The organism is Kosakonia sp. MUSA4 (assembly GCF_013085925.1).
Classification (GTDB): domain Bacteria; phylum Pseudomonadota; class Gammaproteobacteria; order Enterobacterales; family Enterobacteriaceae; genus Kosakonia; species Kosakonia sacchari_B.
Genome location: NZ_CP025697.1, coordinates 84,881 through 111,014, shown reverse-complemented (window position 1 = coordinate 111,014; position 26,134 = coordinate 84,881). Strand labels below are relative to the sequence as shown.

The following is a 26,134-nucleotide window of genomic DNA, read 5'->3' as shown; positions in this document are numbered from 1 at the left end:
ACAACGCGCTAATTCATCAATAGCTGAATTTATAAATGGCTTGCGAGGAAGCAATGAAAAATATACCGGTATCACTTTTGCGCGATACCGGTTGTCTCGTTTAGCGTGCCATTAACGCAAAAACGCCCCAGCCCAGATATTCCCTTGTCCAGGTAACGTGGCGAACAGGTGCCAGCGTCAGTATTTCCCGCACTTCGGCGGCAAATTCATCGTTGGGGTTTTCCGCCAGCCAGCGGCGCAGGGTCAGCCATTTTGCCGCTTCATACCGATCCCAGCCTTCCTGGTCTGCCAGCACCATTTCCACTACGTCATAGCCGCGTTCGCCGAAGCTGGCGACAAGCTGCGGGAGCGTGAGAAAATCGGCCAACGCGCTGGCGCCGCAGGCCTTGGCTTCCTCGTCCGTTGCGGGTAACTGACGCCAGTACGGTTCACCAATAAGTATGATTCCGCCGGGTTTGAGGCTCTTTGCCAGCAGCGCGATGGTTCCGCCGACGCCGCCCGCTATCCAGGTTGCGCCGACACAGGCAGCCACGTCACATTTTTCGTCGGCGATATAACCGGACGCATCGTTATGAATAAAATGCACATGTGCCGCAACGCCCAGCGCTTCGGCACGCAATTTTGCCTGCGCGGTGAAGAGCGGGCTCATGTCGATGCCGACACCGGTAATGCCGTAATCGCGAGACCAGGTGCAAAGCATCTCACCCGAACCGCTGCCGAGATCGAGGATCCGCGCCCCCGGTTTCATGCGTAACACGCGCCCAAGGGTGGCATATTTTTCTGGCGTAAACGGGTTATGGATGCGGTGTTCACTTTCGCTGATAGTAAAAATACGTGGGATATCCATTAGTTAACTCCTTTCCCGGAGATGACGCGGACGAGCAAAATACGCCCACCGTGGGTGAGAATGTATAAGAGATGTTGTTTCTGACGGGATAAATTCATACTGGAAAACCTGTTTCATCATCATGAGCAAAACGTGCAAACACACAGCGGTGTCCGCATTCGATTTCAGCGCATTGATAACCAGCCCGGTCTGAAAAGCCCGGCAAACTGATTATCAGATGATGACATTCTCCAGCATCAAAGCCTCGGGTGAGTTGGAAGGTATTTACTAAGTGAATGGTAACGCTGTGATATAAAAAGGACAAGTATGAGTCGGAAAAATGTGATCGCCATGGAAAACACGCTGGCATAAAAGCGCCGGAATTCGGTCTCATCCCGTAAAACAAAGCATGCCGCTGTCGAGGCAGCCAGCGGCAATGCAACAACAGAAGATAACATTCAGGTTTTTAATCCTGAAAAAATCGTTGTACGTATCAATTATAAATCGGATGAAAATCTATTCTGCTATTAACGAGATCCAGTCGCTGGGTACATCTGTAAAAAATGTGGCTTCCTGCGTGACCGTCCTTGTTCCGACAATAACGTATTGACTTAAATCCGGGTTAACATCCGTTAAAATATAGTACGGTTTGCGCCCGGACATACTCCCCTGATTTTCCAGCTGCGCGCCCACACTGCCATCGGTTTTAAATTCAAAATACAAAGCATTAGCCGGAACGGTGATTTGATATTTATAAGTACCATAGGAGGCGCCATCGAGAATACACGAGGCGGAGACGGAATCGCCTTTTGCATTACTGATGATATAAGCGCCAATATCCGCAAGGCTCTTATAATTGTTGTCCTTAATAATCTTCTGAATATAGGCGATCGCCTGACCTGGCGTCCGCCCTCTGCACGACACTATTTGCGGCTGGAATCCCGTTTGTTGGATCGTGGCAAAATCTCGTTTATCCCCACGATAATAAACAGATGACATATCTTTATCTCCTCATGGCAATGACACGCCCGCAACAGAATGCGTTTCTGTCATTAGGGTTGTAATAATGGCGTTAGTGTTTTTTTATTTGCACAGCAAATCGGTTTATTGAGAGAAAATAAGCGAAACACGCCGATTTACGCTTTATAACCAACCGGTTCATCAAGCAAATAACAGTTTTAAAAATAACAGCATTAATAAGAAAAGAAATCAGGCTTTTGGCGTAGACCTTTTATCCTGATGAGCCGCACGCGGATCTAAACAGGCCATAGCGTTTTCAGCATAAAGCCGATATTCAGGGTTAGATATTTACTGCTGCAGGCAGGCCCGGATTTCTGCTGAATATTTCGACGGTGGGTGTGTTCTACTGATTCCCAAAATGAAGATGCCAATGAGTGGTGCCGTAAACCAGACAACGCACTTTCCTGTCCTGCCTCCATCAAAACCGATATAAAAAAACCGCCGCTTGCCATTTATCCCGGAAGCCCAACAGGAACTTCGGGATTCATTTATCTGCATGTATACACAGCAAAAATAGTGTGGAAGCGCACTTAGATTCATGAACAGAACCCTCAAAAGGGTTCGATAAATTGCACACCGGTCTATTCAGAGAAAAACGGAGAAAGATATGGCTTCAGGCTGGGTTAACGGAGAGTATCGTGTCGAAATTACCGGCAGGGATGAAAAACGCGGGCCGAATGGTGGTCGCGATGGTGCAGATAAAGGGCCGAAGGGAGAATCCCTGGTCATAAATAACGGTCAACTGGGTTACTGGGTAACAGAAACCTACCGTTCAAATCGGGAACATGACTTTACCCGGACTGTTTTTGTGCCCGTCGGCCCGTCAGAGGCAGCAAAAGCAGCCACTGCGGCAAAAGCGCTTCAGGATCAAAAAAATGCTGAAGCAGCAGCAAAGAATTTTGCCGCACAGACAGCCACCGCTGCGGCAATCGCGGAACAAAATCGTCAGGCCGCGATTTTTGCTGCCGCTACGGCCGGGCAGTATCAGTCAGTCTCTCAGGCAGAAGCAGAACTGAATACGGCAACAACAGAAGCGGCCAGGTTAAAAGATCTTGCGGCCAGCGCGTTAAATGCTGCGCAGGCAAAACGACAGGAAGCGATTAACGCGATACCGGTCGCCGCTCAGGCTGAGAAAACGTATCAGGATCTCAGGACCAAAATATCCACCATGACCCTGAAGAATGGGTATTACGGAACCGTTAAACGTGAGGTGGTGAAATCAACTAAAAATTCAGATGTCTACGGCAATGTTTTTTATTCATCCGGTATCAGCCAGGCTCAGGTAATTGCGGCTGAGACGGATGCGGTAAACAAACGTAATATTGCTAATAATCTCCCAAAAGAAGCGACGACTGCCGAGCAGGCCAGTCTTCAGGCGACAGCCAGTTATAATGCGGCAGAAACTCGCCGCCAGGCCGCCCAGGCGGCACTGACTGCATCCAGAGAAGCCGCGGAACGTGCAGCAGAGGCTGAACGTCAACGCCAGCTTGCTGAAGCCGCGGCAGCGGCAGCGGCGGAACAACAGCGACAGGCCGAAGCCGCTGCGAAAGCGGCTGAAGAGGCCCGCATTGCGGCTGAGAGAGCCGCTGCGTTGCAAGCCCGACAGACCGCGGCAAACAAACTCTTTTCAACAGATATCCAGTCGGTTCGCGGTATCCCCCTTTCCGCAGAGATGTCGTTATCTCCCCTGAGCTGGTCGGTTGCCTCTGCCGGTGGCATCACGCTGGCAAAAGATACAGCGGGTACGGTTATGTCACGGATGACTGCAATACTTGCTGAGCTTCGCAGCCTTGCAGTGGCGAGTATGACAGGCCCGGTCGCGGTAACGATTATGGGGCTGTTGTATTCCCGCGATGTGGGTGCCGGAAGCGATGTTGTTCCGGGGCGCGATATAAGTGCGTTAACGCCTGCGGAGTTCTTTTCTCTTCCTGATATGGCAACTCTGGCTCAGGCTGCTGAGACAAGTACACCTGTCGCGATGCCTGTTCGGGGGCACCTGGTCGAACGGGAAGACGGTACGCTTGAAACTCAGTTCATTCGGTTCCCGGAGCCTGGCGATGTTAAGGTAGTGCAAGCCGAACCGGACAGTGCAACAGGTTATTGGGGCTATACGCTGCCAGCGATGCCGGGTGTGCCAGCCCAGACGATCCTAATCAGCCCCGCTGACGCCCCTGGACTGGATGCTCCATTAACGTTAACCGGTCCGGTTCCATTGCCGGAAACGATTATTCATACAGGCGATCAGGATACCGCTCCGCAGGGTTTAACCATCACCACAACACCGGTTGCGGATGACCTGGATTTTGCCGATGTAATCCTTATTTTCCCTGCAGAATCTGGTCTGCGGCCACTGTATGTGATGCTCCGGAGTCGTCGGAATATGCCAGGTACCGTAAGTGGCAATGGGCAGAAAGCGGGGGAAAACTGGCTTGATGGTGCATCTACCGGAGACGGCGCGCCGTTGCCAGAACAGATCGCGGAAAAACTGAACGGCAAAAACTACAGCAGCTTTGATTCCTTCCGAAATGCATTCTGGCGTGCGGTTGCAGTGGATCCTGAATTGAGCAAGCAGTTCAGTACTTACGATTTGAACCGTATGCAGCGGGGACGGGCACCTGTGGCAGATTTTACTGAATCGGCAGGGAAGCGCGTCGGTATTGAGCTTCACCATAAGGTTGCAATTTACACAGGCGGTGAAGTATATGATGTCGACAACCTGAGCGCAGTCACCCCTAAACGCCACATCAATATTCATAAGGGAGAATAAAATGTCGAAAAACAACTTACAGGAATACACCGAAAGCGAATTTCTCAGCTTTGTCCGTAAGATTTGTGAAGCAGATTTCGCCACTGAAGCTGAAAACGACAGCGCCATTTATGAGTTCGCGCGTATAACAGAGCACCCGGAAGGATGGAACCTTATCTTTCATCCCAAAAACGGGGCAGATAACTCACCAGAAGGGGTTGTTAAAACCATAAAAGAATGGCGGGCTGCAAATAACAAATCTGGATTTAAAGGCGCATAACCGTACCGGTGGCTCCTGTGCTTTACAGGAGCCACCGACCACTGCGTAACCGGAGCGTCGGCATTTGCGGCTCGCTGTTGTGTGTATCAAGAATAGCGGCCAGTTGAGAAATGACGCCCCGTCACTTTTCGCACTTAACCGACATTGTAATTTCCTTCTGTCGACTTTGAGCGAAAAGCAAACTACAACGCCCCGTCTCTTTCTGCGCCATTATGGGATATATTAGAAAACTCTCTCTTTGTAACAGGCGGCATCGGCAATGGCTTTGATCCCAAAAAACTACGCGCGGCTGGAAAGCGGCTACCGTGAGAAAGCACTAAAAATCTACCCGTGGGTGTGTGGACGCTGTTCGCGGGAATTTGTTTATTCAAACCTACGTGAATTAACGGTTCACCATATCGATCACGACCATACCAATAACCCGGAAGATGGCAGCAACTGGGAGTTGTTGTGTCTGTATTGCCATGACCACGAACATTCGAAATACACGGAAGCGGATCAGTACGGCACCACCGTGGTAGCGGGTGAAGATGCGCAAAAAGATGTCGGAGCAGCAACTTATAATCCATTTGCCGATTTGAAGTCGATGCTAAACAAGAAGAAATAGCGCCAGCAACGTCTCCCTCTGCACAAAACTGCCGGCGTGCGGCGCGTCGTCTGTTTACAGAATGAAGCCAGGCGGGGTCTTGCTACTGACATAAGTTTGCAAAAAATTACCAAAACTGGCAGTTGATTGCTATTTGTATGACTTTTAAACTTCCCTGGCAACTTATTGATTAAATTTGTCTTAGGGATATAAAAATGAAAAAAAGTCGTGTTGCAGTAATGATGATGGCCGCGTTTTCAGGAGCAGTTTATGCAGGACCGGCGCAACTTACGCCGAATTTTTCCCCGGAGAGTTTAACGGTTTCAGCCTCGGGTGGGATGCTGAGCGGGAAATCCCATGAGATGGTTTACGACGAAGTCACCGGGCGTAAAATCAGCCAACTGGACTGGAAACTCAAAAATGTCGCCATTCTGAAAGGCGATATTTCCTGGGATGCATACTCTTTTCTGACACTGAACGCCCGCGGCTGGACATCGATGGCATCTGGCTCCGGTCATATGGATGATTATGACTGGTTGAACGACAGGCAATCCGCATGGACAGACCACTCATCCCATCCGGCTACGCATGTCAATTATGCCAATGAATACGATCTCAATGTTAAAGGCTGGATATTCCAGGACGAGAACTACAAAGCGGGTGTAACGGCGGGTTATCAGGAAACGCGTTTCAGTTGGACTGCTACCGGTGGTTCTTACAATTACGATAACGGGACAAATGTCGGGAATTTCCCGGCGGGCGAACGTGGTATTGGTTATAGCCAGCGTTTCTCTATGCCATACATTGGCCTTGCTGGCCAGTATCGTATTAATGACTTTGAATTTAACGCGCTGTTTAAATTCAGTGATTGGGTCCGTGCTCATGATAACGACGAGCACTATATGCGCGATCTGACTTTCCGTGAGAAAACGTCAAGTTCACGCTATTACGGTGCGTCAATTGATGCCGGATATTACGTCACACCGCAGGCCAAAGTTTTTGCTGAATTTGCCTATAGCCGTTTTGAAGAAGGCAAAGGCGGTACTCAAATTATTGATACCAACAGTGGCGAATCAGCATCTATTGGCGGAGATGCTGCTGGCATTTCTAACAATAGCTATACCGTTACAGCCGGTCTGCAATATCGCTTCTGAATCAGCGCAACGCGTATATTTTTTTACAAAATATCAGGCTCCTGACGGGGCCTTTTTGTTGGCTAAGCACGACAAGCCAGGAAATTAATCGATATCATCCCGTGTAAGGCCTATGTCCTTCAGCTGTTCATCACTCATCTTTTTTAGCGCAAGAAGTGATTTTCGGCGCAATTGTACTTTTTTAAAATAATTAATAATCGAAAGATAAAACAATATAGCGACAGTTTTTATTTCATATAATAGGTTATTTATAAAACGATATGTTTTATTTTTTTTGCTATCCACTTTTCCATGCCTCTCAATCAAGAAAAGACAAACTGACAATATTTATTGTATTGTCAGTTTAAATATCACGTACACATGGAATATGAAGCTTTAAAATTATTTTTCTTTTTCTATTAAATTATGCGATGCATTAGAATCTAAATCTAATGCATAAATTTTCTTTAATTCACCGATACAAGCAAGACTTTTTTCACCAAACGCACACTTACCATCAAACGCATGGAGCACGATCCCCTCGACCAGATCTCCTAAGCTAATTTCGTGGTATTCAGCCAGGCCTTTTAGCACCTTCAGGATACGTTTTTCTATACGGAATCCTGTCTGTACCCGTTCGATGTTGAGAGACGCAGGCACTCGTTCCTGTTCAGTTGTCATTACACAGCCCTCACTCAAAAAGCGATCCATAACGTCATAGAGCCAATAAATCAGCGGATGACCATTAGTTACATTGGTAACTTGTTACCAATTGTAGTGATGGGGTTATACCATGTCAAGGAGATCGCGGATCGGCAAAACGAAAATAAAAGGAAGGAACACGTTGGTATCACTCATTTTTCAACCAGCTGACTTCAAAGCGATAGACTTTTTCCAATAAATTCAGTGAAACGCCTGTACAGAGAGCGCCCTTCCATTGCTGAAATGAATTAAACTCATCGCATCCAGAGTTCCAGGGAATCATTATGGACATCAGAACGCTGCGCTATTTTGTCGAGGTGGTACGCCAGCAAAGTTTCACCCGCGCGGCGGAGCGCCTGTTCGTCACCCAACCGACCATCAGCAAGATGCTGAAAAATCTTGAGGATGAACTCAACTGCACGTTGTTGATTCGCGATGGCCGCAAATTACTGCTGACCGATACCGGCCGCGTGGTGTTTGAACGCGGCATGGCGATCCTCGCCGAATTCCAGCAATTGGAAACAGAGCTTGGCGATATCAACCATCTGAACAAAGGCCTGTTGCGCCTCGGCATTCCGCCAATGGTGGGCATGCTGATGGCCGGACCGATCGGCTTGTTTCGCCAGCGTTATCCCGGCGTCGAGCTGAAAATTGCCGAATTTGGCGGCCTGACGGTGCAGCATGCGGTAAGCAATAGCGAGCTGGATCTGGCGATGACCGCGCTGCCGGTTGAAGATGACAGCGGCTTAGCGACGATGCCGCTGTTCAGCTACCCAATGTGTGTGCTGGTGCCGCGCTCCGGCGACTGGCTGAAGCACGAAGCGGTCACGCTGGAAGAGTTAGGCGAGCACCCTTTGCTTATCTACAACGAAGATTTCGCCCTCAGCCGCCAGTTGATGCAGCTGTTCAATCAGCACGGCGTGAAGCCGCGCATCGCCGTGCGGAGCGGGCAGTGGGATTTTCTGGCGGCGATGGTGCAGGCTGGCGTCGGCATCGCCATTCTGCCGGAACCGATTTGCCAGCGGCTGGATAAACAAACCCTGCGCTGGCTTCCTTTGCAGAGCGAGTTACGCTGGCAACTGGGGATGATTTGGCGTGAAGGCGTCTATCTTTCCCACAGTGCGCAGGCGTGGTTAAACTGTTGTGAAGGGTTCTGGCCTGAGTCGGACGCCCCATCATTACCCGCGGGGAAAGCGTAACTCAGGCAGCGTTGCCCGGCACCCACGGACCTTGCAGATTCACCTGCGGAAATCCTGCTGTCAGAATACGCACTTCCACATCGCGCGGGGTGTTATCCCCCTGCCCCTGAATGCTGACGATATCCTGCGGGCAGGCGGAAAATGCCACATAGCAATCCATCTCCGCGCGCAGAATGATGTAATCCCCGGGTTTCGTCACGACCGGCAACGTCTTCAAGGTAATGCCATCCGGCTGTACCTGGATATTCATGAAAATATTGAAGGAAGCGAGATTGCCATGCGGCAGCGTCACGCCCAGTTCCGCCATCCCTTCGTGCAGATTGTCATGGCAGTTGCGATGCGGCTCGGTGCAGCCCAACAGTTCATAGCGGCGAGCATCGCAGGCGGCCATAAACGTATCGTGTACGCCCGGTGAAGTGTCCGCTACCAGCGTCAGGATCGGATGACGCTGGTCAGTGATAAAGCTGTCGCCCACGCGCGGATTGAGGCGCTGATTCCATACTCTTGTCGCTTCCATGCACATATATTCGCTGACATCGCTGGCGTTATAGGCCCAGCAATCCACCACCTGCGTACCGTGCAGGTTGATTACCTGTACCGCTTCCCCTTTATTTAAGCGCACGGCTTTGCCGTAACGTGCCGGAACCGTAACCACTTCACGGTGCTGCAATTCAGCAGACATGATTCTCTCCTGGTTTATTCATGTTGCATGCCGCGACGATAGCGCGTCATGCGGGATTCAAAATGGCGCGCCAGCCAGTCAAGCAGACTGTTCAGCAGCCAGTAACAGAGTGCGACCGTCAGGTAGATCTCCAGCGGTGCATAGGTTTCCGATATCGCCTGTTTGGCGGCGTACATAAACTCCTGTACCGAGACAATCGACAGCAGGGCCGAATCTTTAATCAGGCCGATCATCAACCCAACCAGCGGCGACAGCATCTGCGGCAGGGTTTGCGGCAGCACCACATCGCGCAGTTGCTCGCGGCGGCTAAGCCCGAGAACCCGGCAGGCTTCCCACTGCCCTTTAGGCAACGCCTCAATGGCCGCGCGGATCACCTGCGCAATATAGGGCGCGTAATAGAGCGTTAACGCCAGCACGCCGACCACCGGCGATGAGAGCGTGATGTCATACTCCGGCAGCACAAAGTAGAGCAGATAAATCACCACCAGCAGCGGAAGCGCCAGCGTGATGTTGCTGTACACCCGCAATAGCCGCTGCCAGAAGCGCGACGCCCGCATTAACGCCGCTGCCATCAGCGCTCCCCACAGTAACGAACAGATCGCCGCCATCGCGCAGAGTTGCAACGTTGCCGCCATCCCTTCTCCCAGTGAAGGAAGCGCATCAATAATGGCCTGCCAGTCCATCATGCTGGTCTCCGTTTCGCTTCCAGCCGCCGCGCAAGGGTGGTCAGCGGCAGCGCAATCAACAGATATCCCGCCGCCACCAGCAACAGCACTTGCGTGGCTTCATAGGTACGCGCGATGACAATCTGCCCGGCAAACGTCAGTTCCGTCAGTGCCACCACCGAGGCCAGCGGCGTGGTTTTCAGCAGAATGGTGAACTCATTCACCAGCATCGGCAGACTGGCGCGCAGCACCTGCGGGTTAATGACATACCACCAGGTGAGCAGACGGTTCAGCCCCAGCGTCCGCGCCGCTTCCAGTTGCCCGCGCGTGACCAGACGCTGGTTAACGCGCAGGATTTCAGCAACATACGCGCCGCTGTTGAAACCGATCGCCAGCACCGCCGCCAGCAGCGGTTGCCCGCCAAGCCCCAGTTTCGGCAGGGTAAAAAACACCACAAACAGTTGCACAATCGCGGGTGTCCCGCGCATCAGGCTGACATACAAGCGGCCAGAGGTTCGCCAGATCCAGGCCCGGCGCAGTTGCAGGAAGCAGCCGAGTTGCCCCATCACCACGCTCACCAGTGACGCCAGCACGGTTAACAGCAGCGTCATCAGCAACCCGCGCCCTAACTCCGGCAGCGCGGCCAGTACCTGTTGATCCAGCCCCATTGATTACTCCGGGCCAAAGCCGGTCAGGTTTTCCGCCACCGACAACCGCAGCGGCGCGGGTTTATCATTCCCCTCAATGCCGGTATTGCAGGCGGAGACAATAAACTGCGTATCCATCACCACCCGGCAGGTAATGCTGTCGCCCGTCTGCGTGAGGTTGGTTTCCGGCACAATGCGGCCGTCACGCATTAAGCGGACATGCATAAACAGGTTGATGGGATCGGGCAGTTTTGGCACGTTCATCCCCCGCCGCGCCAGTTCTGCGCTGACGGCTTCAATGCACCCTTCGCCGTCATAGCCCTTTTCCGCCAGAAACGCGCGGGTCGATGCCGGTAGCAGCAGGTCGTGGCGCTTCACGCGGTCTTTACCTAGTACCATCATCGGGCGACGGCGGTTATTGACCATGCGCATACCGGAACCGAGCAGATAACTATTGCTGAATACCCGCGTGTGATGCACCGAGAGCCAGACCGCCGGATCCTCCACGCTAAAGCCAAACAGCGACGCCACTGCACCATCGCCCATTGCCGTGATGCGCAATAACTGGCCGCGCAGCACGCGAATCGATCCGACGCTTCCGGCGGCGATATCCACCGGCGCCGCCAGCGGACGCATCGCGTTTTCCGCAAACGCCTCACGCATTAACAACATGGAGCCTCTCCTCTGGGGTGAAGTGGTCGCTGATGCGAATATCAATCGGCGTCACCTGCAACCCGTTGCCAGGAATGATGTCCTGCGGGCAGGATGAGACGGCACAAATCAGATCGCACAGGGCTTCGAAAGTGATGTAATCCCCGGCTTTACTGTGCGGATCGGTCACTTCCATACGCCCGTCGGCGGTAACCGGGCCGTTCTGAAACAGGTTGAACGGCTCCGGCAACGTAAAGTACGTCACGCCGTGCGCTTTCATCCCTTCGAGCAGGTTATCCACGCAGTTGCGGTGCCCTTCGACACCGAAATCAACACTAAACCGCGTCCGATCGCAGGCCGGTACGTTGGCATCGTGAATGCCAATCGTGTCGGCAACAATGCGCAACAGCGGGCGGTTTTCACTCGACCACAGCGCATCGCCCGGTTCAAAAAAGAGCGAGCGCAGCTGCTGGCGGGTATGCACCGGCGATAACTTCTCGTTCAGATTGTCAGCGTTGACCGCCACAAAATCGGCAGCCTGCTGCCCTTCACTGTCGATAACGGTAATAAACTGCCCTTTACGCACACGGAAGGTTTTGCCGTGGCCCGCCGGAACCGTCAGGTGGGATTGACACATAATTACTCCTGAGGAATGAAATCGCTGGCCGGAACGGTAAAGGTGGTGCCGAGATACTGCTGTTGCAGTTGGGTCAACTGACCGCTTTTCTGCATCGCCAGAATATGGTCGCTGATGGCTTTGTTCAGGCTGCTGTCCTCTTTGCGCGTCGCCCATGCCATCCATTGCGATGGCCCGACTTCGCCCACCTGCGCGACTTTACCGGCATACTTTTTCGCCACCGGCGCCAGCACTGAAATGTCGTCATAGACGAAATCGGCGCGTTTGGTCATCAGCGTGCTGACAGTCTGATCGAGGGAATCGACGCTGATGATGGTGATCGGTTTTTTCCCTGCTTTTTTCAGCTCGCTATTAAAGCCTTTAAGCAGTTGCTCCGGCACGCTGGCGGTTTTCACCGCGCCGCGCAGGCCAGAGAGGCTTTCCGGGCTTAGCGGCTTGCCGCTCAGGGCTTTCGCTTCATCCTCACGCACCAGAACGCCGTTCACCGTTTTGCTGTAAGGGACGGTAAAAAGTACTTTTTTGGCACGTTCGGCCGTCACGTTAAGTGTGGAACCTTCAGCGTTGAACGCCCCGGAAATCAGCCCCGGCAGAATGCCGCTGAATGCGGTTTTCTGAAACTCCAGTTTCACGCCGAGATCTTTGGCGAACGACTGCATGATCGCCACGCTATACCCGGTGATCTCGCCTTTATCGTCAGTGTATTCATACGGTGGGAAGGTCGGGTCGATGCCGATCGTCATTTTGCCGCTGCTCTTGATGTCGGACAGCGTATCGGCCTGTGCCTGCGCCAGTGCGCCCACGGAAAGAAGAGCGGCGATCAGCAGTGCTGTTTTTTTCATTGTGGTGTTTCCCTGGTGTTGGTGAAATGTCTTTTTCTGATGAGCACTTTTTGTGCCAGTTTTTTCACCACGGTTTAACCGATCACCATGAGAAACGCCTTTTCCTCATGAAATCATAAAGAAACATTTGTTTCTTAAATTTTGATTTACATTTCTATTGTTTCTTACAAGGCGGCGCGATGTCAGCCAAAGGAAGGCGGTAAGCACTCTTTTGGGGAAAAATCTGGCGCAACCTGCGCCAGAATGGGGCATTATTCGAGTTCGTCGAGGGATTGATGCAGCGCTTCAACCTGCGCAAGATGATCGTTGCCGCTTTTGCCCATCTGGCGGGCCACCAGCGAACACAGCAGGTTGCACACGCCGGAGAGGGCAACGGTACTGTCAAACAACATGCTGCCATCGGTGTGGCAACGCACCACCCATTGCGCATGACGCGCCGGTTTGCCGGAGAGCACATCCGCCAGGTAAAGCATCGGCACTTGCCGTTCCGCCAGCGCGCTCATGGCGGCATCCAGCGCGGGCATCCGCCGCCGCAGGCCAACGCAGATCGCCACATCCTGCGGGCCGAGCGCCGCCAGATGTTCAGCCAGCGAATCGCCAGGCCGCGGCAACAACCGCACATCGGGGTGCACATGCACCAGGTCGCGATAGATCAGTTGCGCAATGGTCTGGCTGTGCCGCCAGCCCATCACCACCACGCGACGCGCCTGGGCAATAGCGGCAATCGCCTCCTGCAACTGCGCGCTATCCAGCGTGCGGTAGCTGTTCACCAGGTTAGCGATCTCTTTTTCCAGATGCTGCTGCATCACGCTGTCCATTGGCGAAGCGCCCGGCGCGGCTTGCAGATAGAGCGGCGATCCGCTGCTTTGCATTTCGCGGGCCTGGCGGCGTGCCGCTTCATAACTATCATAACCAAGATGGCGGAAAAAACGGGTGGTGGTGGCTTTGGAAACGCCTGCGCTTTGCGCCAGCTCGGTGGCGGTATTCATCGCCAGCTGTCCAGGAGCGGCAAGCAGCACATCTGCCAGCCGCTGCTCGTGGCTGGAGAGTTGATCCCAGTGCTGTCGGATCCGGCCTTCTAGCGACGCCGTTTTTGCACTCATGGTAATTCCCTGAAATGAAAAATCTCATCCTGCACAGAGCAGGCCCGGATGTCATCAGAATTTTAGATTTTTATAACGCGGGGAAAAGGGGCGGGAAAGCCCGCCCCGGAAGGTGATTATTTATTTTCCAGCAGCAACGCTTCCAGCAAATCGAGGTCGTGCAGCAGTTTTTGCAGCGTCTCGTTACTGATCTGCCGGGTGGCACGCAGGTGGTAAAGCTCGGCGCGTTCAGAGCGCAGCGCCGCCAGACGGAAACGGCGCTCCAGATTCTCTTCCAGCAGTGAACTTTCGATATTGTTGCGCCCATCCGCGCGGCGTCGCAGGTTACCAATCACCCGCGAGCTGACCTCCGTCAGCAACTGGTTATCGATATTCTCTTCGGCATCCGCCGCCAGGCGCTCTTCCATTTTCTGGATCGCGACAATCGCCACATCGGCCGTCGCCGCCCGCGCCATCCGCTCCTCTTTATGCTGCTGAGCGTGATCGCGCACTTCAACATGCTGCAACAGCGACGGCAGCGCGATGACGCCAACGAACAGCGAGAAGAGGATCACCCCGGCGGAGAGGAACACCAGCTCGTAACGCGCCGGGAAGACATCGCCACTGGGCAGCAGCAACGGAATGGAGAGCACACCGGCCAGCGTGATGGCCCCGCGAACCCCGGCGAAGGTGGCGATCAGCAGTTCGCGATCGCTCCAGGAGGCGAACTCCATCGGCTTTTTATGTAAGAAACGCAGGCTGAATCTTTTCATCGTCCACAGCCAGCCGAAACGCACCAGCATCAGCGCGGCATAAATCAGCACGATATCGGTGAACAGCATCCAGGTTTCGACATTCGGATCGGCTTCCGCCGCCACCAGTGATGATTCGAGGATCCCCGGCAGTTGCAGGCCTAACAGCAGGAACACCATGCCGTTAAAGACAAATTCCAGCATCGCCCAGGTGCTGTTAGCGCGCAGACGCATCGCCAGCGGCGCAGTGCGCATAACGCCGGAACGGGTGATCGTCATCCCCGCCGCAACGGCGGCCAGGATGCCGGAGACGCCGATATGTTCCGCAATCAGATAAGAAGCAAACGGCAGCAGGAACAGCAGCACGATTTGCGTGGCCGGTTCATCGCCGCCCCAGCGGCTGAGAAAGCGCAGCGAACGACCGTACAGCCAGCTCACCACAAAGCCGGCCAGCAGGCCGCCAATCGCCACTTTCATAAACTCGACCGTGGCACCGCCGACGGTAAAAACCATCGTGCCCATCGCCACGGCGACGGCGAATTTCAATGACACCAGACCAGAAGCGTCATTCATCAACGCTTCGCCCTGCAAAATGCCCATGATTTTCTTCGGAATGCGCCCTTCGCCGACAATGCCGGAGAGCGCCACCGCATCGGTTGGCGACAGCACCGCCGCCAGCGCGAAAGCGGGCACCAATGGAATGCCTGGCACCAACCAGTAAATTAAGAAGCCGATCCCCACAACGGTGACCACCACCAGCGCCAGCGCAAGGCCGAAGATTTCGCGGCCATGCTCGAGAAACTCGCGCGTTGGCGTTTTCCAGCCGTCAGCAAACAGCAGCGGCGGGATAAACAGTACCAGAAACAGTTCCGGATCGAACTCGACATGCAGGCCAAAGGTAGGAAAGGCCAGCAGTGCGCCGATGGCGATTTGCATCAACGGCAGCGGGATTTGAAAAGGTAGTACACGCGTGACGACGCCCGAGAGCGACACCACAAGCGTCATAATAAGAATGGTAAAAAATATTTCCATGCGTTCCCTGTTTGCGATGTTTTGTTATAGCGGTCTCAGACCTTGAGGCCAGAGCATTCAGCTTAACGCAAAGAAACCGGGCTGTGGGCAAAAAAATGGGCGACCGGAGTCGCCCATTAGGTAATCATTTATGGCTCAGATTGCCCAGCCGCCTGCATAGAAGGCAACCAGCGCAACCGCGATCACGATAGTCCCGATGTTCAGCTTGCGCCACTCACCGGAAACCACGCGGCCAATCACCAGCGAGGCGAAACCGATCATGATGCCGGTAACGATGTTACAGGTCAGCACGATGAACACGGCGGTGATCAGGCCGGACATCGCATCCACGAAGTCAGCAAAATCAATTTTCGCCACGTTGCTCAGCATCAGCAGACCCACGTACATCAGCGCTGGCGCGGTGGCATACGCCGGAACCAGGTAAGAGAGCGGAGAGAGGAACAGGATCAGCAGAAACAGTACGCCGACGGTAATCGCGGTCAGACCGGTTTTACCGCCTGCCGCCGTACCTGCCGCCGATTCGATATACACCGCAGCTGGCGCCGCGCCGACCAGGCCGGAGAAGACGCTGCTCAGGGAGTCGGTGGTCAGCGCTTTGCCGCCATCGATGATCTGGCCGTCTTTATCCAGCAGATTGGCCTGGCCCGCTACCGCACGGATAGTACCGGTGGCGTCAAACACCGCTGTCATCACCAGCGCCAGTACGCTCGGCAGCACCACCGGATTCAGCGCGCCCACGATATCCAGGCTGCCGATCAGCGAGTTGCCTTTGTCATCGCTCAGCGATGGCATGGCGAAAATACCGGAGAAGTGCACGCTCGGATCGAAAATCAGGCCAACGATGGAAACGCCGATGATGGTCAGCAGAATGCCGCCCGGCACTTTCAGTTTTTCCAGACCGATAATCACCGCGAGGCCGATCAGCGACATGATCACCGGGAAGCTGGCGAAGTGGCCCAGCGTCACCGGCAGACCGTCCAGCGGGTTTTTGATCACCAGGCCAACACCGTTTGCGGCAATCAGCAGCAGGAACAGGCCGATACCGATGCCGGTGCCGTGCGCAACGCCATGCGGCAGGTTGCGCAGGATCCAGCTACGGATGCCGGTTGCGGAGATAATGGTGAACAGCACACCCATCAGGAACACTGCGCCAAGCGCGACAGGTACGCTGATGTGCTGACCCAGTACCAGGCTGAAAGCGGTGAATGCGGTCAGAGAGATAGCGCAGCCGATGGCCAGCGGCAGATTCGCCCACAGCCCCATCACAATGGAGCCAACACCGGCGACCAGACAGGTGGCGACGAAAACTGCGGCAGGCGGGAAACCTGCTTTACCCAGCATGCCAGGCACCACGATCACCGAATAGACCATCGCGAGGAACGTGGTTAAACCGGCAACGATTTCCTGACGAACGGTACTGCCGCGGGCAGAAATTTTAAACAGTGCGTCAAGCGAACCATTGGTACGCGCAGAAGGCGTAGACATAGAAAACATCCCCTGAGAATTTTATTGTGCATTGTATTGCGTGGTGGACAGTCCACTGCCGGTTAAACGTCATCTCCCTGTGCTGCGTTGTGGCAAGGGGCCACAAAAAAGCAAACGTTTAACTCCGCGCATACAACGGGTGGTCAAAAAAAGGCAAACGATTATCCAGCGTTTATATGGCGCTTTTCAACTGAACTTTGCCGCTTTTTGCTAAATTTTGCTTATAGCGGCGAAGATTCAAGCGGACGATGCGCAAACGTTATCGTCGGTGCGCAACTTTGCAACATATTACGAACATTCTTAGCCGTCGGGGAAATCAAATGGCCCGCCCTGGACAATCGCCCGCTGCCAGGCCGGACGCTTTTCCACTCGCTTTTTCCACGCCCGTAAATTGGGTAAATCATTCACGCCGCCGCGAGCCAGCAGCGCGAATACGGGGAAACTCATCTGAATATCCGCCATGCTGAGTTGATTGCCGGTAAACCAGCTATGCTGCGCCAGTTCCGCTTCAATAAAGCGCGCGTGGGTTTCCAGTTGCCGGTTGAGAAAGGCTTTCTCCACGCCACTCGCCAGCAGCTTACCGACGCTGCGCACACCAAACGGCACAGGCGGTTTGCCAAGGCGGGTCATTATCAGTTTCATCAATAGTAGCGGCATCAGCGAACCTTCAGCGTAATGCAGCCAGAAGCGGTAATCCTGTTTGCTTTTTCCCGTTTGCGGCGCAAACCGATGTTCGGGATCGTAGGTCTCCTGCAAATATTCAAGAATCGCACCGGACTCAGCGATGATAAGCCCGTTATCTTCCACCACCGGCGATTTGCCCAACGGGTGAATTTTTTTTAGCGATTCGGGTGCCAGCATGGTTTTTTCACGCTGATAACGGACGATCTGGTACGGCACGCCCAGCTCTTCCAAAGCCCAGAGAATGCGCTGCGAGCGCGATTGATTCAGGTGATGCACCGTAAGCATGGTTTACTCCTGCGCAGATTGACGCATTAACTATAGAGAATCAGCGGAACGGCGGATGAAATATTCTGAAAAAAAGTGAGCAAAAAAGTAGCAGTTTTGCATAAGGAAACTACACTAAAAGTGTCAGCACAATCCGGAACCTCCAACATACTTGAGGGGTGCTGATGTCGGGGGAAACCCTCCTGTAACAGAACGGGATAGAGCGAAAGACAAAGACCGGAAAACGACTAAAGCGCCCCAGCGGGCGCTTTAGTTTTTTGCGCGTTTCAGTCATCTTCCAGCAAGCGTGCGCCGGTGCCCTGCTGCCCCAACTGATCGCCGGGGTTACGCAACGGGCATTCACTGCGCGACAAACAGCCGCAGCCGATACAGCCATCCAGCTCATCACGCAGTGCAACCAGCGTATGAATACGCCGATCCAGCTCTTCCCGCCATTGCGACGACAGCTGCTTCCACTCTTTTTTGCTCAGGGTGTGCCCCTCCGGCAAAACCCCGAACGCTTCGCCGATGGTCGCCAGCGGAATACCAATGCGCTGGGCAATCTTGATGATCGCCACATAGCGCAGCACATCGCGGGTATACCGCCGCTGATTGCCGCTATTGCGCAGGCTTTTAATAAGCCCTTTGCTCTCATAAAAGTGCAGCGCAGAGACGGCCACCCCGCTACGTTTCGCCACTTCTCCGGGGCTGAGCAGTGCTTTAATGCGTGGCATTCTCTTTTCCATAAAACCTCTTTACCTCAAGTTAACTTGAGGAATTATACTCGCTCCCAGACAAAACGACGAATCGGGAAATGAGGAAGCTTTATGTCCCATCAGCAAATTATTCAGACGCTTATCGAATGGATTGATGAACATATCGACCAACCAATGAACATTGATGTAGTCGCCAGAAAGTCAGGTTATTCAAAGTGGTATCTACAGAGAATGTTCCGTACCGTGATGCATCAAACGCTGGGCGACTATATTCGCCAGCGCCGATTACTGCTGGCAGCCGAAGCGCTGCGTACCACGCAACGCCCTATTTTTGATATCGCGATGGATTTAGGTTACGTCTCACAACAGACGTTTTCGCGGGTGTTCCGCCGTGAATTCGATCGCACCCCCAGCGATTACCGGCACCAAGCCTGACAACCATCAAAGCAGCGCTCAGGGCGAGCAGGTGTGATAAATCTTCACCGCCCGCCCAGGCTTTACCGCCGTATCCCCCTTCGCCAGCGATAAACAGACTTCCTCTCTTATTAACCTTTCTGTCGCTATTTTTCCGAATTGCCGTTCTTCCTGAAATAATTCCGTTTTCTCAGTAGCACCTGAATTAAAATTCCTAATTAACTTACCATCGATTGTTTTTCACGCTTATAAAATAGAAAATCCATTATAAAGCACGTCAGTTCTCTCTGCCGACAAACCTCATTAAATATTCACAGGCCTGCACGTCTGTGGCTTTAATACATTTTTTCAATGGAATGAATATGTTTCTCCAGCATGCTTTCAATAAAGTATTTATTGCCGTTATTACTGCGCTATGGGCCACCAATACAATAGCGGTAGCAGCCTACACGCCGCCGGAAAAAAATCGAATTAAAAACGTTAACGCACTTGATTCGGCCAATGACAATAAACGCATTGACTTTACACTCGATGAAATAACCAACATCGGCCCGGATGCTATTCTGGTAGAAAAAGAAGATGCGGACATTTCAATAAAAAACAACTCAATAATTCATTTAACTGATGTTCTTTTCAGTGCAGATTATAGTGGCTCACTCTCTTTGGTGAATAACGGTGAGTTTTACAGCGAGGGTGGACTGTTCCTGTTCACGCCGCAGAAAAACGCCACCCTGCACATGGAAAACAACGGCACTATAGTCATGAATTCTTTGTTTTCCGCCTCGTTAGGCGAGTCTTCCTCCTTCAGCTTAATCAACAGGGGGAAGATGCTCACCACGGACAATGACCTCATTCTGCTGCACTCTGCACAAGGCGGTGACCTGAATATCATCAACAGCGGTACGATGCATTCAGATAATTATGGTGTTCTGCACTTTTACCCCATCAGCGCAAATAAAATAAATGTCATTAATACGGGTGAAATTTCCGGCGCCAGAAAGACCCTCTTTTTTGCCACGGAGAATAGTGATGTTGACATTACGAACTCCGGGCTTATTTCAGCAACGGATGCCGGTTATTTTGCTATCGGCGTGGATGGCCAACGCTCATTTACGCTGACGCTTGAGAAAGGCTGGCGCATTGACGGCGCGGTCAACATTGATGACGCTTATGACAGTAAAAATAATACCGTCAGAAATAACAGGCTGGTATTGAGCGGTAACGGCGACTCCTCTCTTTCATTATCACGGTTTTTAAATACGAACGATATTAATGCCAGCAATAGCGACGCAATCACCGGTATTAATTATCTGGAAAAAGAGGGGAACGCCATATGGACGCTGAAAGGTAAACAAACTTCCGGGGGTTTTGAGCAGGTTCAGATAAATCAGGGCGCAATCGTGCTTGATAACGCCACGCTATTGATGAATGACCCCACTAAAGCCGTCGTCAATAACGCCAATATTATTGTAAACGGCGATGCGGTTATTGAGGGCAGCCTGAAGAATGCCGGCACACTATCTACCGGTAGAGAAAAAGAGATCAACACGCTGATTATTAAAGGGAATTACGAAGGAACCAGCGGCAGTACACTCGTCTTTAATGCCACGCAGAGCAGCGATCCCGCCGCCACAGGCCAGATGGTTATCGCGGGTGATCTCAGCGGAAGTACGCGCGTCCAGGTAGATCACCTGGGCGGCAGGCGCGCCAGCGCGATAGAAGGTAGCGGGTTGATTGCCGTGGTCGGGAAAGCTGACGGCGAGTTCCGTCAGGGCGATCGTATCGTCGCGGGCGCATACGATTACACTCTGCAAAGCGCTAAAGACCAGACGGCAACCTACTGGTATCTGACCAGCGCACTTCCGGTACCGGGAAGCAGCGCGATACGCCCGGAAGCTGGCCTGTATGGCGCCAACCTGGCGGCGGCCAACAGCCTGTTTACTACGCACCTGCAAGACCGCCAGGCGAACGGTGAGGAAACGGCATCCAGCCTGTGGTTGCGTAACACCGGCGGTTATAGCGGCCAGTTCACGCCAGGCAACCAGCTGGATATCCGCAGCAATCGCTATGTTGCGCAATTAGGAGGCAACATTGCCCAGTGGAACAGGGATAAAGAACGTTACCAACTGGGTATTATGGCAGGCTACGCGAGGGAGAAGAGTCACGCGCAAAACCGCTATAACGGTAACCACGCAAGCAGCATTATCAGCGGTTACAGCGCAGGTATTTACGCAACATGGTTGCAGAATAACGACACGCGTGAAGGTGCATATGTCGATAGCTGGGCGCAGTACAACTGGTTCGATAACACCCTTTCCGGCGATACGCTGGAAACCGAGACCTGGAAATCCCGCGGCTTCACGGCGGCGGTTGAATCCGGCTATAGCTGGCAACTGGTGGGCAGCCGAAATAACGGCCTCTATCTTCAGCCAAAGGCGCAGCTGACCTGGATGGGCGTCAAGGCGAATTCGCTTACGGAGGCCAACGGCACCGTTGTCGAAAACAAGGGGAGCGACAACGTGCAGACACGCGCTGGCGTGCGGCTGTATGGCCACCTTACGCTGGATAAAAACCTGCATCGCACCTTTCAGCCCTTCGCCGAAGTGAACTGGCTGCATAACACCCGGAAGTTCGGCGCATCTCTTGATGGCACGCGGGTTGATCTGACGGACAGCCGCAATGCGACCGAAATTAAAACGGGAGTTGAAGGTCAGTTTACGCAGAATTTCTCACTGCGCGGCAGCGTAGGTGTGCAGGCCGGGAATAAAAGCGACCGGGAAACATCGGCAATGCTGGAGGCAAAACTGTTCTTCTGATGGGGTACGCGGCCCGCCATCATTTTAATGACGGCGGATGCCGCACCCAGAGTTTAAAGTCCTCAGGCGGCAACGCTCTGGCAAAGTGCCAGCCCTGGCAGAACTGCACGCCGCGCTTCAGTAGCCAGCTCACCTGCTCTGCCGTCTCCACCCCTTCAGCAATAATCTTCAGGCGCAGGCTCTGCGCCATCTCGATAATATGTTCAGCAATCAGATGACTGGTGCTGTTGGTGGTCAGCGTATCGATAAAGGATTTGTCGATTTTCAGGATATCGACATTCAATGAATAGAGGTTGTGCAGGTTGGAATAGCCGGTACCGAAATCATCAATCGCCACTTCATAGCCCGCCTGGCGAAACGCCTGAATCACCGGCGTGGTTTTTGGCACATCGATAAACCCGCGCTCCGTCACTTCGATCTTAATCTGCTCCGCGCGTACCGCGTGTTCCCTGGTCTTATTGGAAATCAATGAAATAAGGCGCGAAGAGTGAAAATCCGCAGCCGATAAGTTAATCGAAATATAAAGATGCGGCACCACCGCCAGGAAGTCGCCGAGATCGCTAAACACTTCATCGACGACATAATCTGTGATGCGTTCGATCATCCCCTCTTTTTCCGCCAGCGGAATAAATTCCGCCGGGCTCATCACCTGGCCATTAAAACCCGGCCAGCGTAACAGCGCCTCAGCGCCGACACAGATGCCATTTTTAATATCGATAATCGGTTGATAGTGGAGTCGAAGCTGGCGTTTGGTTAACGCGCGGTGGAGCATACGGCGGGGCGAGTTAAATTCTTGTCGTGTTCGTGACCACACGAAACAAAGGATCACGCTGCAAATTAGCCCCAGCGGTAGCAGCAGCATCACCTGACGATACAGCGCCTGAAAATAGTGCGCATTAGAGGTCGAAACAATAATAGCAATGGGACGTTTATCCGAATGCGCGATGGTGTAAAAACGTCCGTCTTGCTGGAAGGTTGATGCCTGGCTGTGAATCAGCTTCTTCAGCGTCTCCAGGTGCGCACTTTTACTAAGGGAGAAAAATAATTCGCTCACGGTGTCGTAGACGCCGTACGCCAGCGCGTTATCTTCCGAGGCGACATCGCTATAGGAAAGAGGGTTGATCACCGCAACGTAGTTACCGCGCTGCATATAGACCATTTTATAACCGGCATAAAACGGGGTATTGCGGTAATAATAAATAGCGATATCTGGCGAGCGTTTATACTCTGCGGGCGCAATAGCATACGATTGCGCGGGGGCAATAACGCTGGAACATAAAAATTGGTCGCCATGCGCATAAATGAGATCGGCAACATACAAACTGCTGCGCACAATATCCAGCATCGCTTTGCGATGCTCCAGCGAGCATATCTGACCGTGAAATTTTTCCGCCGCGGCACGAACGCTATCCACTTGCTGGATAACCACTTCAGTTTTATTTAACGCCAGTTGGGCAAAAGAGCGGAGCTGGAAGGCAGTTTCATTTACTGCTCGGATATGTGCAAACCATAGCGACAGCATCACCGGCAGGATGACTCCTATGATGATCCCGACGACTCTGAGCATCTTGCGACGCACGCTATGATTCATGTCCGCCTATATCCACGCATTTATTGTGCCTTTTTAATGTACGGCAGGATGCTTTGATAAACAGGTGATTACGTTGCATGAATCACACGACATTAGCAACTGACTTTTCTCATTAAAAACCTAATATTTGGTTATGACGAGAATATTCGACCGTAAGGTAAACTCAAAGTACGCCCAATGTTTATATTAAGGAAAATATTTATCCATTGGTTATGGGGTGTTTTCACTTAATACAACACAGTATCACTGATTAAGCCAAACTCACCGCAGGATAAAAAATGTCGCGGCCTGTCGGGTATTTTTTCATCTAATGAATGACATTCCTTCATCTTTGCGTATTTATTTATAAAAAGCGCTGGCGACCACTGTTTTACTGCGTCCGTTACGTTTTGCATCGTACAGCGCGTTGTCGGCAAGCGTAAGTAAAACTGAAGTATCTGTCTGCTCACCGCACACGAATACTAAACCAGCGCTAAAGGATAAGGGGATATTTTCACTGCCGCTTAACAACGGTGAACGGGCTAATGCCGCACGAATTTTTTGGCTAAAACGCAGCGCATTTTTACGATCGGCGTGCGGCATCAAAATCAGAAATTCCTCACCACCCAGGCGACCAAAGAGATAAGACGGATCGCTATGCTCACGAATCTGGTCACAAAAATGCACCAGCGCTGCGTCGCCCGTCAGATGTCCCCAGCGATCGTTGATATTTTTGAAGTGGTCCAGATCCAGCATTAACAGACTGAAATGGCTACGGGAATCTTCAGGTTTGCACTGTACCAGCGCCTCCTTTAGCTTCCGTAGCATAGCGAAACGATTATAGCAGCCGGTCAGATCGTCAATCGTTGCTTTTTTCTCCAGTTGCCGCTCCACTTTTTTACGCTCGGTGATATCCAGGCCAATACTCAGGATCGAGCGGTCAGGCAGCAAAATATTTGACCAAAGCACGGTCAGCATCTGACCATCGCGCCGTATCGGATGCCACTCATGCATATCGACGGCGGGCGAAGTATTAACCGAAGAGCGAACTTGCTGGCGCATCTCCGGATCGGGGAAAAAGAGTGCTAATGGATCGGGCTGCTGATTAAGCTCATTAATGCTCCAGCCAAATAAACGTTCACATTCGCCATTCCATAAAATACAGCGATTCGTTTTATCGAAAGAATTCATTAAAACCGGAGCACGATCGAACAGTGCTTTATATTGCGTCACGACACGCTGCATTTCTTTAGCGGTACGTTCTCTGACAAGAATTTCCTCCATATAATCTTTAAGCTTCTCCACCAGAATAATAACCACATTCTTGATTATTGACAGTGAAGGCAAAGGATATGCAAACGCTAAGAAGAAATAACCTTTGATGCTCGCCTCTTTATAATTCAGCTTACATAATACGCCGCTTTGCAATTTATTGGTGGCGAATGACTGTGTCGGAAATAATAATTTTCCGACGTGCCGTCGCCAGCATATAACGCGCCAGGCACGCTGATTACGGCGCAATTGCAACTGTTCCAGTAGGGTCTGAGCGTCGCGGAGCGTACATTCCACCTCTCCGCTGCAGGCTATCTGCCATGCGTCGTCCTGCTCGATCACCACCCAGGAAAGATGCGCGCCCAGAGACGCGTTGATGACCGATAATATATCTTCCATGGAGCGTTGTGCAGCGAGCCACGGCATCAACTTCGCCAGAAGTGTCAACGCCGCAGCACCGTCTCCTAAAGAAACGGCTAAATTCTCTGTTTTCATTTTTTCTTTTCGCAGGTTATTTACACCAAACCGGCCTGCGATGATTTAATCAGGAAGAAAAAACACTCGCCCACAGTTGTCACATAACGTAAACGCGCGCCGCGCATAAACCGTGACAAGAAAGAATATATCGATAAAGATCAGAAGCCTGAATAACCATCAACAGGTAAATAAAGCTAACAACACAAGCATAATATATGTTCTGCGCACTGTAAATATTGTGGCAATTAGGGTGCTAAATATCACTTTAATACATGAATAATACCGGGGTTAATTCCCGCAAGTGCTAAGCAATATATCCTGGCGAAAAAAAACGATTAAACCCACCAAAATTAGTAGGAACCCCCTGCAAAAAATGCTTTTCCCACTGGCGAATAAATCACCAAATGTGATACAGTTCACACATTCTTGAAACGGCCAAGCCGTTTCACATTGTTGTGCTACTCCTGCGGACTTCTGCGTCATCTTTGCCACTCGCGCGTAACGCCTGGTCCGCCCGGTATTCGATTCTTTCTGAGGATGGTTTCATGGCTACCTTTACCACCAGCGTGGTTCTGTTGCGCTGGCAGTTATTGAGCGCAGTGTTGATGTTTATGGCCAGTACGCTGAATATTCGCTTCCGTCGGGCTGATTATATCGGTCTGGCAGTAATCAGCAGCGGCATGGGTTTAGCGGCGGCGTGCTGGTTCGCGACCGGTCTGCTGGGCATTACAGTGTTGGATCTCACCAACATCTGGCACAACGTGGTGCAGGTCATGGCGGACGTCTCGCGTAAAGCTCCGCCAGACTGGCCGATGGTCATTACCTGATAAAAATGAAGCGCCTGCGGGCGCTTTTTTTTGTCTCCACTTATCCCTGACATCGGTACGCTGCTGTTCTGTATCGTCGAACTGGAAAAACCCCCTCATCCGCAAATACGTCAATAACGCCCTGCAACCT

At 52.3% G+C, this 26,134-nt stretch carries 25 protein-coding genes; 8 read left to right on the top strand and 17 right to left on the bottom strand.

Features of this window, described 5'->3' with window-relative positions; all coding sequences use genetic code 11:
• Positions 1-100: 100 nt before the first annotated feature.
• Both C0557_RS00500 and C0557_RS00495 read right to left on the bottom strand, forming a co-directional pair.
• Positions 101-847, bottom strand: a complete 747-nt coding sequence (locus C0557_RS00500) for a cyclopropane-fatty-acyl-phospholipid synthase family protein (RefSeq protein WP_208657129.1) — start codon at positions 845-847, stop codon at positions 101-103.
• Positions 848-1,342: 495 nt separating this feature from the next.
• A complete protein-coding gene (locus C0557_RS00495; protein ID WP_208657128.1) occupies positions 1,343-1,825 on the bottom strand; it encodes a hypothetical protein in 483 nt (160 codons plus the stop codon).
• Between the two features lie 628 nt (positions 1,826-2,453).
• Here C0557_RS00495 and C0557_RS00490 point away from each other — a divergent pair.
• The 4 genes from C0557_RS00490 to C0557_RS00475 all read left to right on the top strand — a co-directional run bounded on the left by C0557_RS00490 (position 2,454) and on the right by C0557_RS00475 (position 6,612).
• Positions 2,454-4,613, top strand: coding sequence for an S-type pyocin domain-containing protein (locus C0557_RS00490; RefSeq protein WP_208657127.1), 2,160 nt, complete (start codon positions 2,454-2,456; stop codon positions 4,611-4,613).
• Between the two features lies 1 nt (position 4,614).
• Entirely contained in the window at positions 4,615-4,872 is a 258-nt protein-coding gene (locus tag C0557_RS00485) for a bacteriocin immunity protein (protein ID WP_208657126.1), read from the top strand.
• Positions 4,873-5,131: 259 nt separating this feature from the next.
• Positions 5,132-5,479: an HNH nuclease YajD gene (gene yajD / locus C0557_RS00480; RefSeq protein WP_043955614.1), complete on the top strand. Its 348-nt coding sequence runs from the start codon at positions 5,132-5,134 to the stop codon at positions 5,477-5,479.
• A gap of 194 nt (positions 5,480-5,673) precedes the next feature.
• Complete coding sequence (locus C0557_RS00475) at positions 5,674-6,612, top strand: omptin family outer membrane protease (protein ID WP_208657125.1); 939 nt, start codon at positions 5,674-5,676, stop codon at positions 6,610-6,612.
• An 84-nt stretch (positions 6,613-6,696) separates the two neighbouring features.
• Here C0557_RS00475 and C0557_RS27545 read toward each other — a convergent pair whose 3' ends face one another.
• Both C0557_RS27545 and C0557_RS00465 read right to left on the bottom strand, forming a co-directional pair.
• Complete coding sequence (locus C0557_RS27545) at positions 6,697-6,897, bottom strand: DUF1127 domain-containing protein (RefSeq protein WP_256371245.1); 201 nt, start codon at positions 6,895-6,897, stop codon at positions 6,697-6,699.
• Positions 6,898-6,993: 96 nt separating this feature from the next.
• A complete protein-coding gene (locus tag C0557_RS00465; RefSeq protein WP_208657124.1) occupies positions 6,994-7,272 on the bottom strand; it encodes a hypothetical protein in 279 nt (92 codons plus the stop codon).
• A gap of 305 nt (positions 7,273-7,577) precedes the next feature.
• Here C0557_RS00465 and C0557_RS00460 point away from each other — a divergent pair, with 305 nt between their 5' ends.
• Entirely contained in the window at positions 7,578-8,492 is a 915-nt protein-coding gene (locus tag C0557_RS00460) for a LysR family transcriptional regulator (RefSeq protein WP_208657123.1), read from the top strand.
• 1 nt (position 8,493) lies between these two features.
• Here C0557_RS00460 and C0557_RS00455 read toward each other — a convergent pair whose 3' ends face one another.
• The 11 genes from C0557_RS00455 to soxR all read right to left on the bottom strand — a co-directional run bounded on the left by C0557_RS00455 (position 8,494) and on the right by soxR (position 18,658).
• Positions 8,494-9,174, bottom strand: a complete 681-nt coding sequence (locus tag C0557_RS00455; protein ID WP_064568775.1) for a DUF1989 domain-containing protein — start codon at positions 9,172-9,174, stop codon at positions 8,494-8,496.
• 14 nt (positions 9,175-9,188) lie between these two features.
• Positions 9,189-9,857 carry an amino acid ABC transporter permease gene (locus C0557_RS00450; protein ID WP_208662734.1) on the bottom strand — a complete coding sequence of 223 codons (669 nt, stop codon included), beginning with the start codon at positions 9,855-9,857 and terminating at the stop codon, positions 9,189-9,191.
• Positions 9,857-10,507 (bottom strand): amino acid ABC transporter permease, encoded by a 651-nt coding sequence (locus tag C0557_RS00445; protein WP_208657122.1) that lies wholly within the window; start codon positions 10,505-10,507, stop codon positions 9,857-9,859. The genes C0557_RS00450 and C0557_RS00445 overlap by 1 nt, the downstream gene beginning before the upstream one ends.
• Before the next feature lie 3 nt (positions 10,508-10,510).
• The gene (locus C0557_RS00440; protein WP_208657121.1) at positions 10,511-11,158 is read right to left on the bottom strand and encodes an urea carboxylase-associated family protein; all 648 of its coding nucleotides are present in this window, start codon (positions 11,156-11,158) and stop codon (positions 10,511-10,513) included.
• On the bottom strand, positions 11,142-11,774 hold the full coding sequence (locus tag C0557_RS00435; protein WP_074780588.1) for a DUF1989 domain-containing protein: 633 nt from the start codon (positions 11,772-11,774) through the stop codon (positions 11,142-11,144). Before C0557_RS00435 ends, C0557_RS00440 begins: the two co-directional genes overlap by 17 nt.
• A 2-nt stretch (positions 11,775-11,776) precedes the next feature.
• Positions 11,777-12,613, bottom strand: coding sequence for a transporter substrate-binding domain-containing protein (locus tag C0557_RS00430; RefSeq protein ID WP_208657120.1), 837 nt, complete (start codon positions 12,611-12,613; stop codon positions 11,777-11,779).
• A 251-nt stretch (positions 12,614-12,864) separates the two neighbouring features.
• Complete coding sequence (locus tag C0557_RS00425; protein ID WP_208657119.1) at positions 12,865-13,716, bottom strand: MurR/RpiR family transcriptional regulator; 852 nt, start codon at positions 13,714-13,716, stop codon at positions 12,865-12,867.
• A gap of 116 nt (positions 13,717-13,832) precedes the next feature.
• Positions 13,833-15,479, bottom strand: coding sequence for a Na+/H+ antiporter (locus C0557_RS00420; RefSeq protein ID WP_208657118.1), 1,647 nt, complete (start codon positions 15,477-15,479; stop codon positions 13,833-13,835).
• Positions 15,480-15,614: 135 nt separating this feature from the next.
• Positions 15,615-16,964 carry a guanine/hypoxanthine transporter GhxP gene (gene ghxP / locus C0557_RS00415; protein ID WP_043955634.1) on the bottom strand — a complete coding sequence of 450 codons (1,350 nt, stop codon included), beginning with the start codon at positions 16,962-16,964 and terminating at the stop codon, positions 15,615-15,617.
• Positions 16,965-17,264: 300 nt separating this feature from the next.
• Positions 17,265-17,933, bottom strand: coding sequence for a glutathione S-transferase family protein (locus C0557_RS00410; protein WP_208657117.1), 669 nt, complete (start codon positions 17,931-17,933; stop codon positions 17,265-17,267).
• 266 nt (positions 17,934-18,199) lie between these two features.
• Positions 18,200-18,658 carry a redox-sensitive transcriptional activator SoxR gene (soxR, locus tag C0557_RS00405; protein WP_035886898.1) on the bottom strand — a complete coding sequence of 153 codons (459 nt, stop codon included), beginning with the start codon at positions 18,656-18,658 and terminating at the stop codon, positions 18,200-18,202.
• Between the two features lie 81 nt (positions 18,659-18,739).
• Here soxR and soxS point away from each other — a divergent pair, with 81 nt between their 5' ends.
• Complete coding sequence (gene soxS / locus C0557_RS00400) at positions 18,740-19,063, top strand: superoxide response transcriptional regulator SoxS (RefSeq protein ID WP_017459478.1); 324 nt, start codon at positions 18,740-18,742, stop codon at positions 19,061-19,063.
• 341 nt (positions 19,064-19,404) lie between these two features.
• Complete coding sequence (locus C0557_RS00395; RefSeq protein ID WP_208657116.1) at positions 19,405-21,858, top strand: autotransporter outer membrane beta-barrel domain-containing protein; 2,454 nt, start codon at positions 19,405-19,407, stop codon at positions 21,856-21,858.
• 19 nt (positions 21,859-21,877) lie between these two features.
• Here the strand turns inward: C0557_RS00395 and C0557_RS00390 are convergent, their stop codons facing one another.
• Together C0557_RS00390 and C0557_RS00385 are read right to left on the bottom strand one after the other, a co-directional pair.
• Positions 21,878-23,449, bottom strand: coding sequence for an EAL domain-containing protein (locus C0557_RS00390; RefSeq protein ID WP_208657115.1), 1,572 nt, complete (start codon positions 23,447-23,449; stop codon positions 21,878-21,880).
• A gap of 339 nt (positions 23,450-23,788) precedes the next feature.
• A complete protein-coding gene (locus tag C0557_RS00385; protein ID WP_208657114.1) occupies positions 23,789-25,195 on the bottom strand; it encodes a sensor domain-containing diguanylate cyclase in 1,407 nt (468 codons plus the stop codon).
• A 527-nt stretch (positions 25,196-25,722) separates the two neighbouring features.
• Here C0557_RS00385 and C0557_RS00380 point away from each other — a divergent pair.
• The gene (locus tag C0557_RS00380; RefSeq protein WP_074780566.1) at positions 25,723-26,004 is read left to right on the top strand and encodes a YjcB family protein; all 282 of its coding nucleotides are present in this window, start codon (positions 25,723-25,725) and stop codon (positions 26,002-26,004) included.
• Positions 26,005-26,134 lie beyond the last annotated feature (130 nt).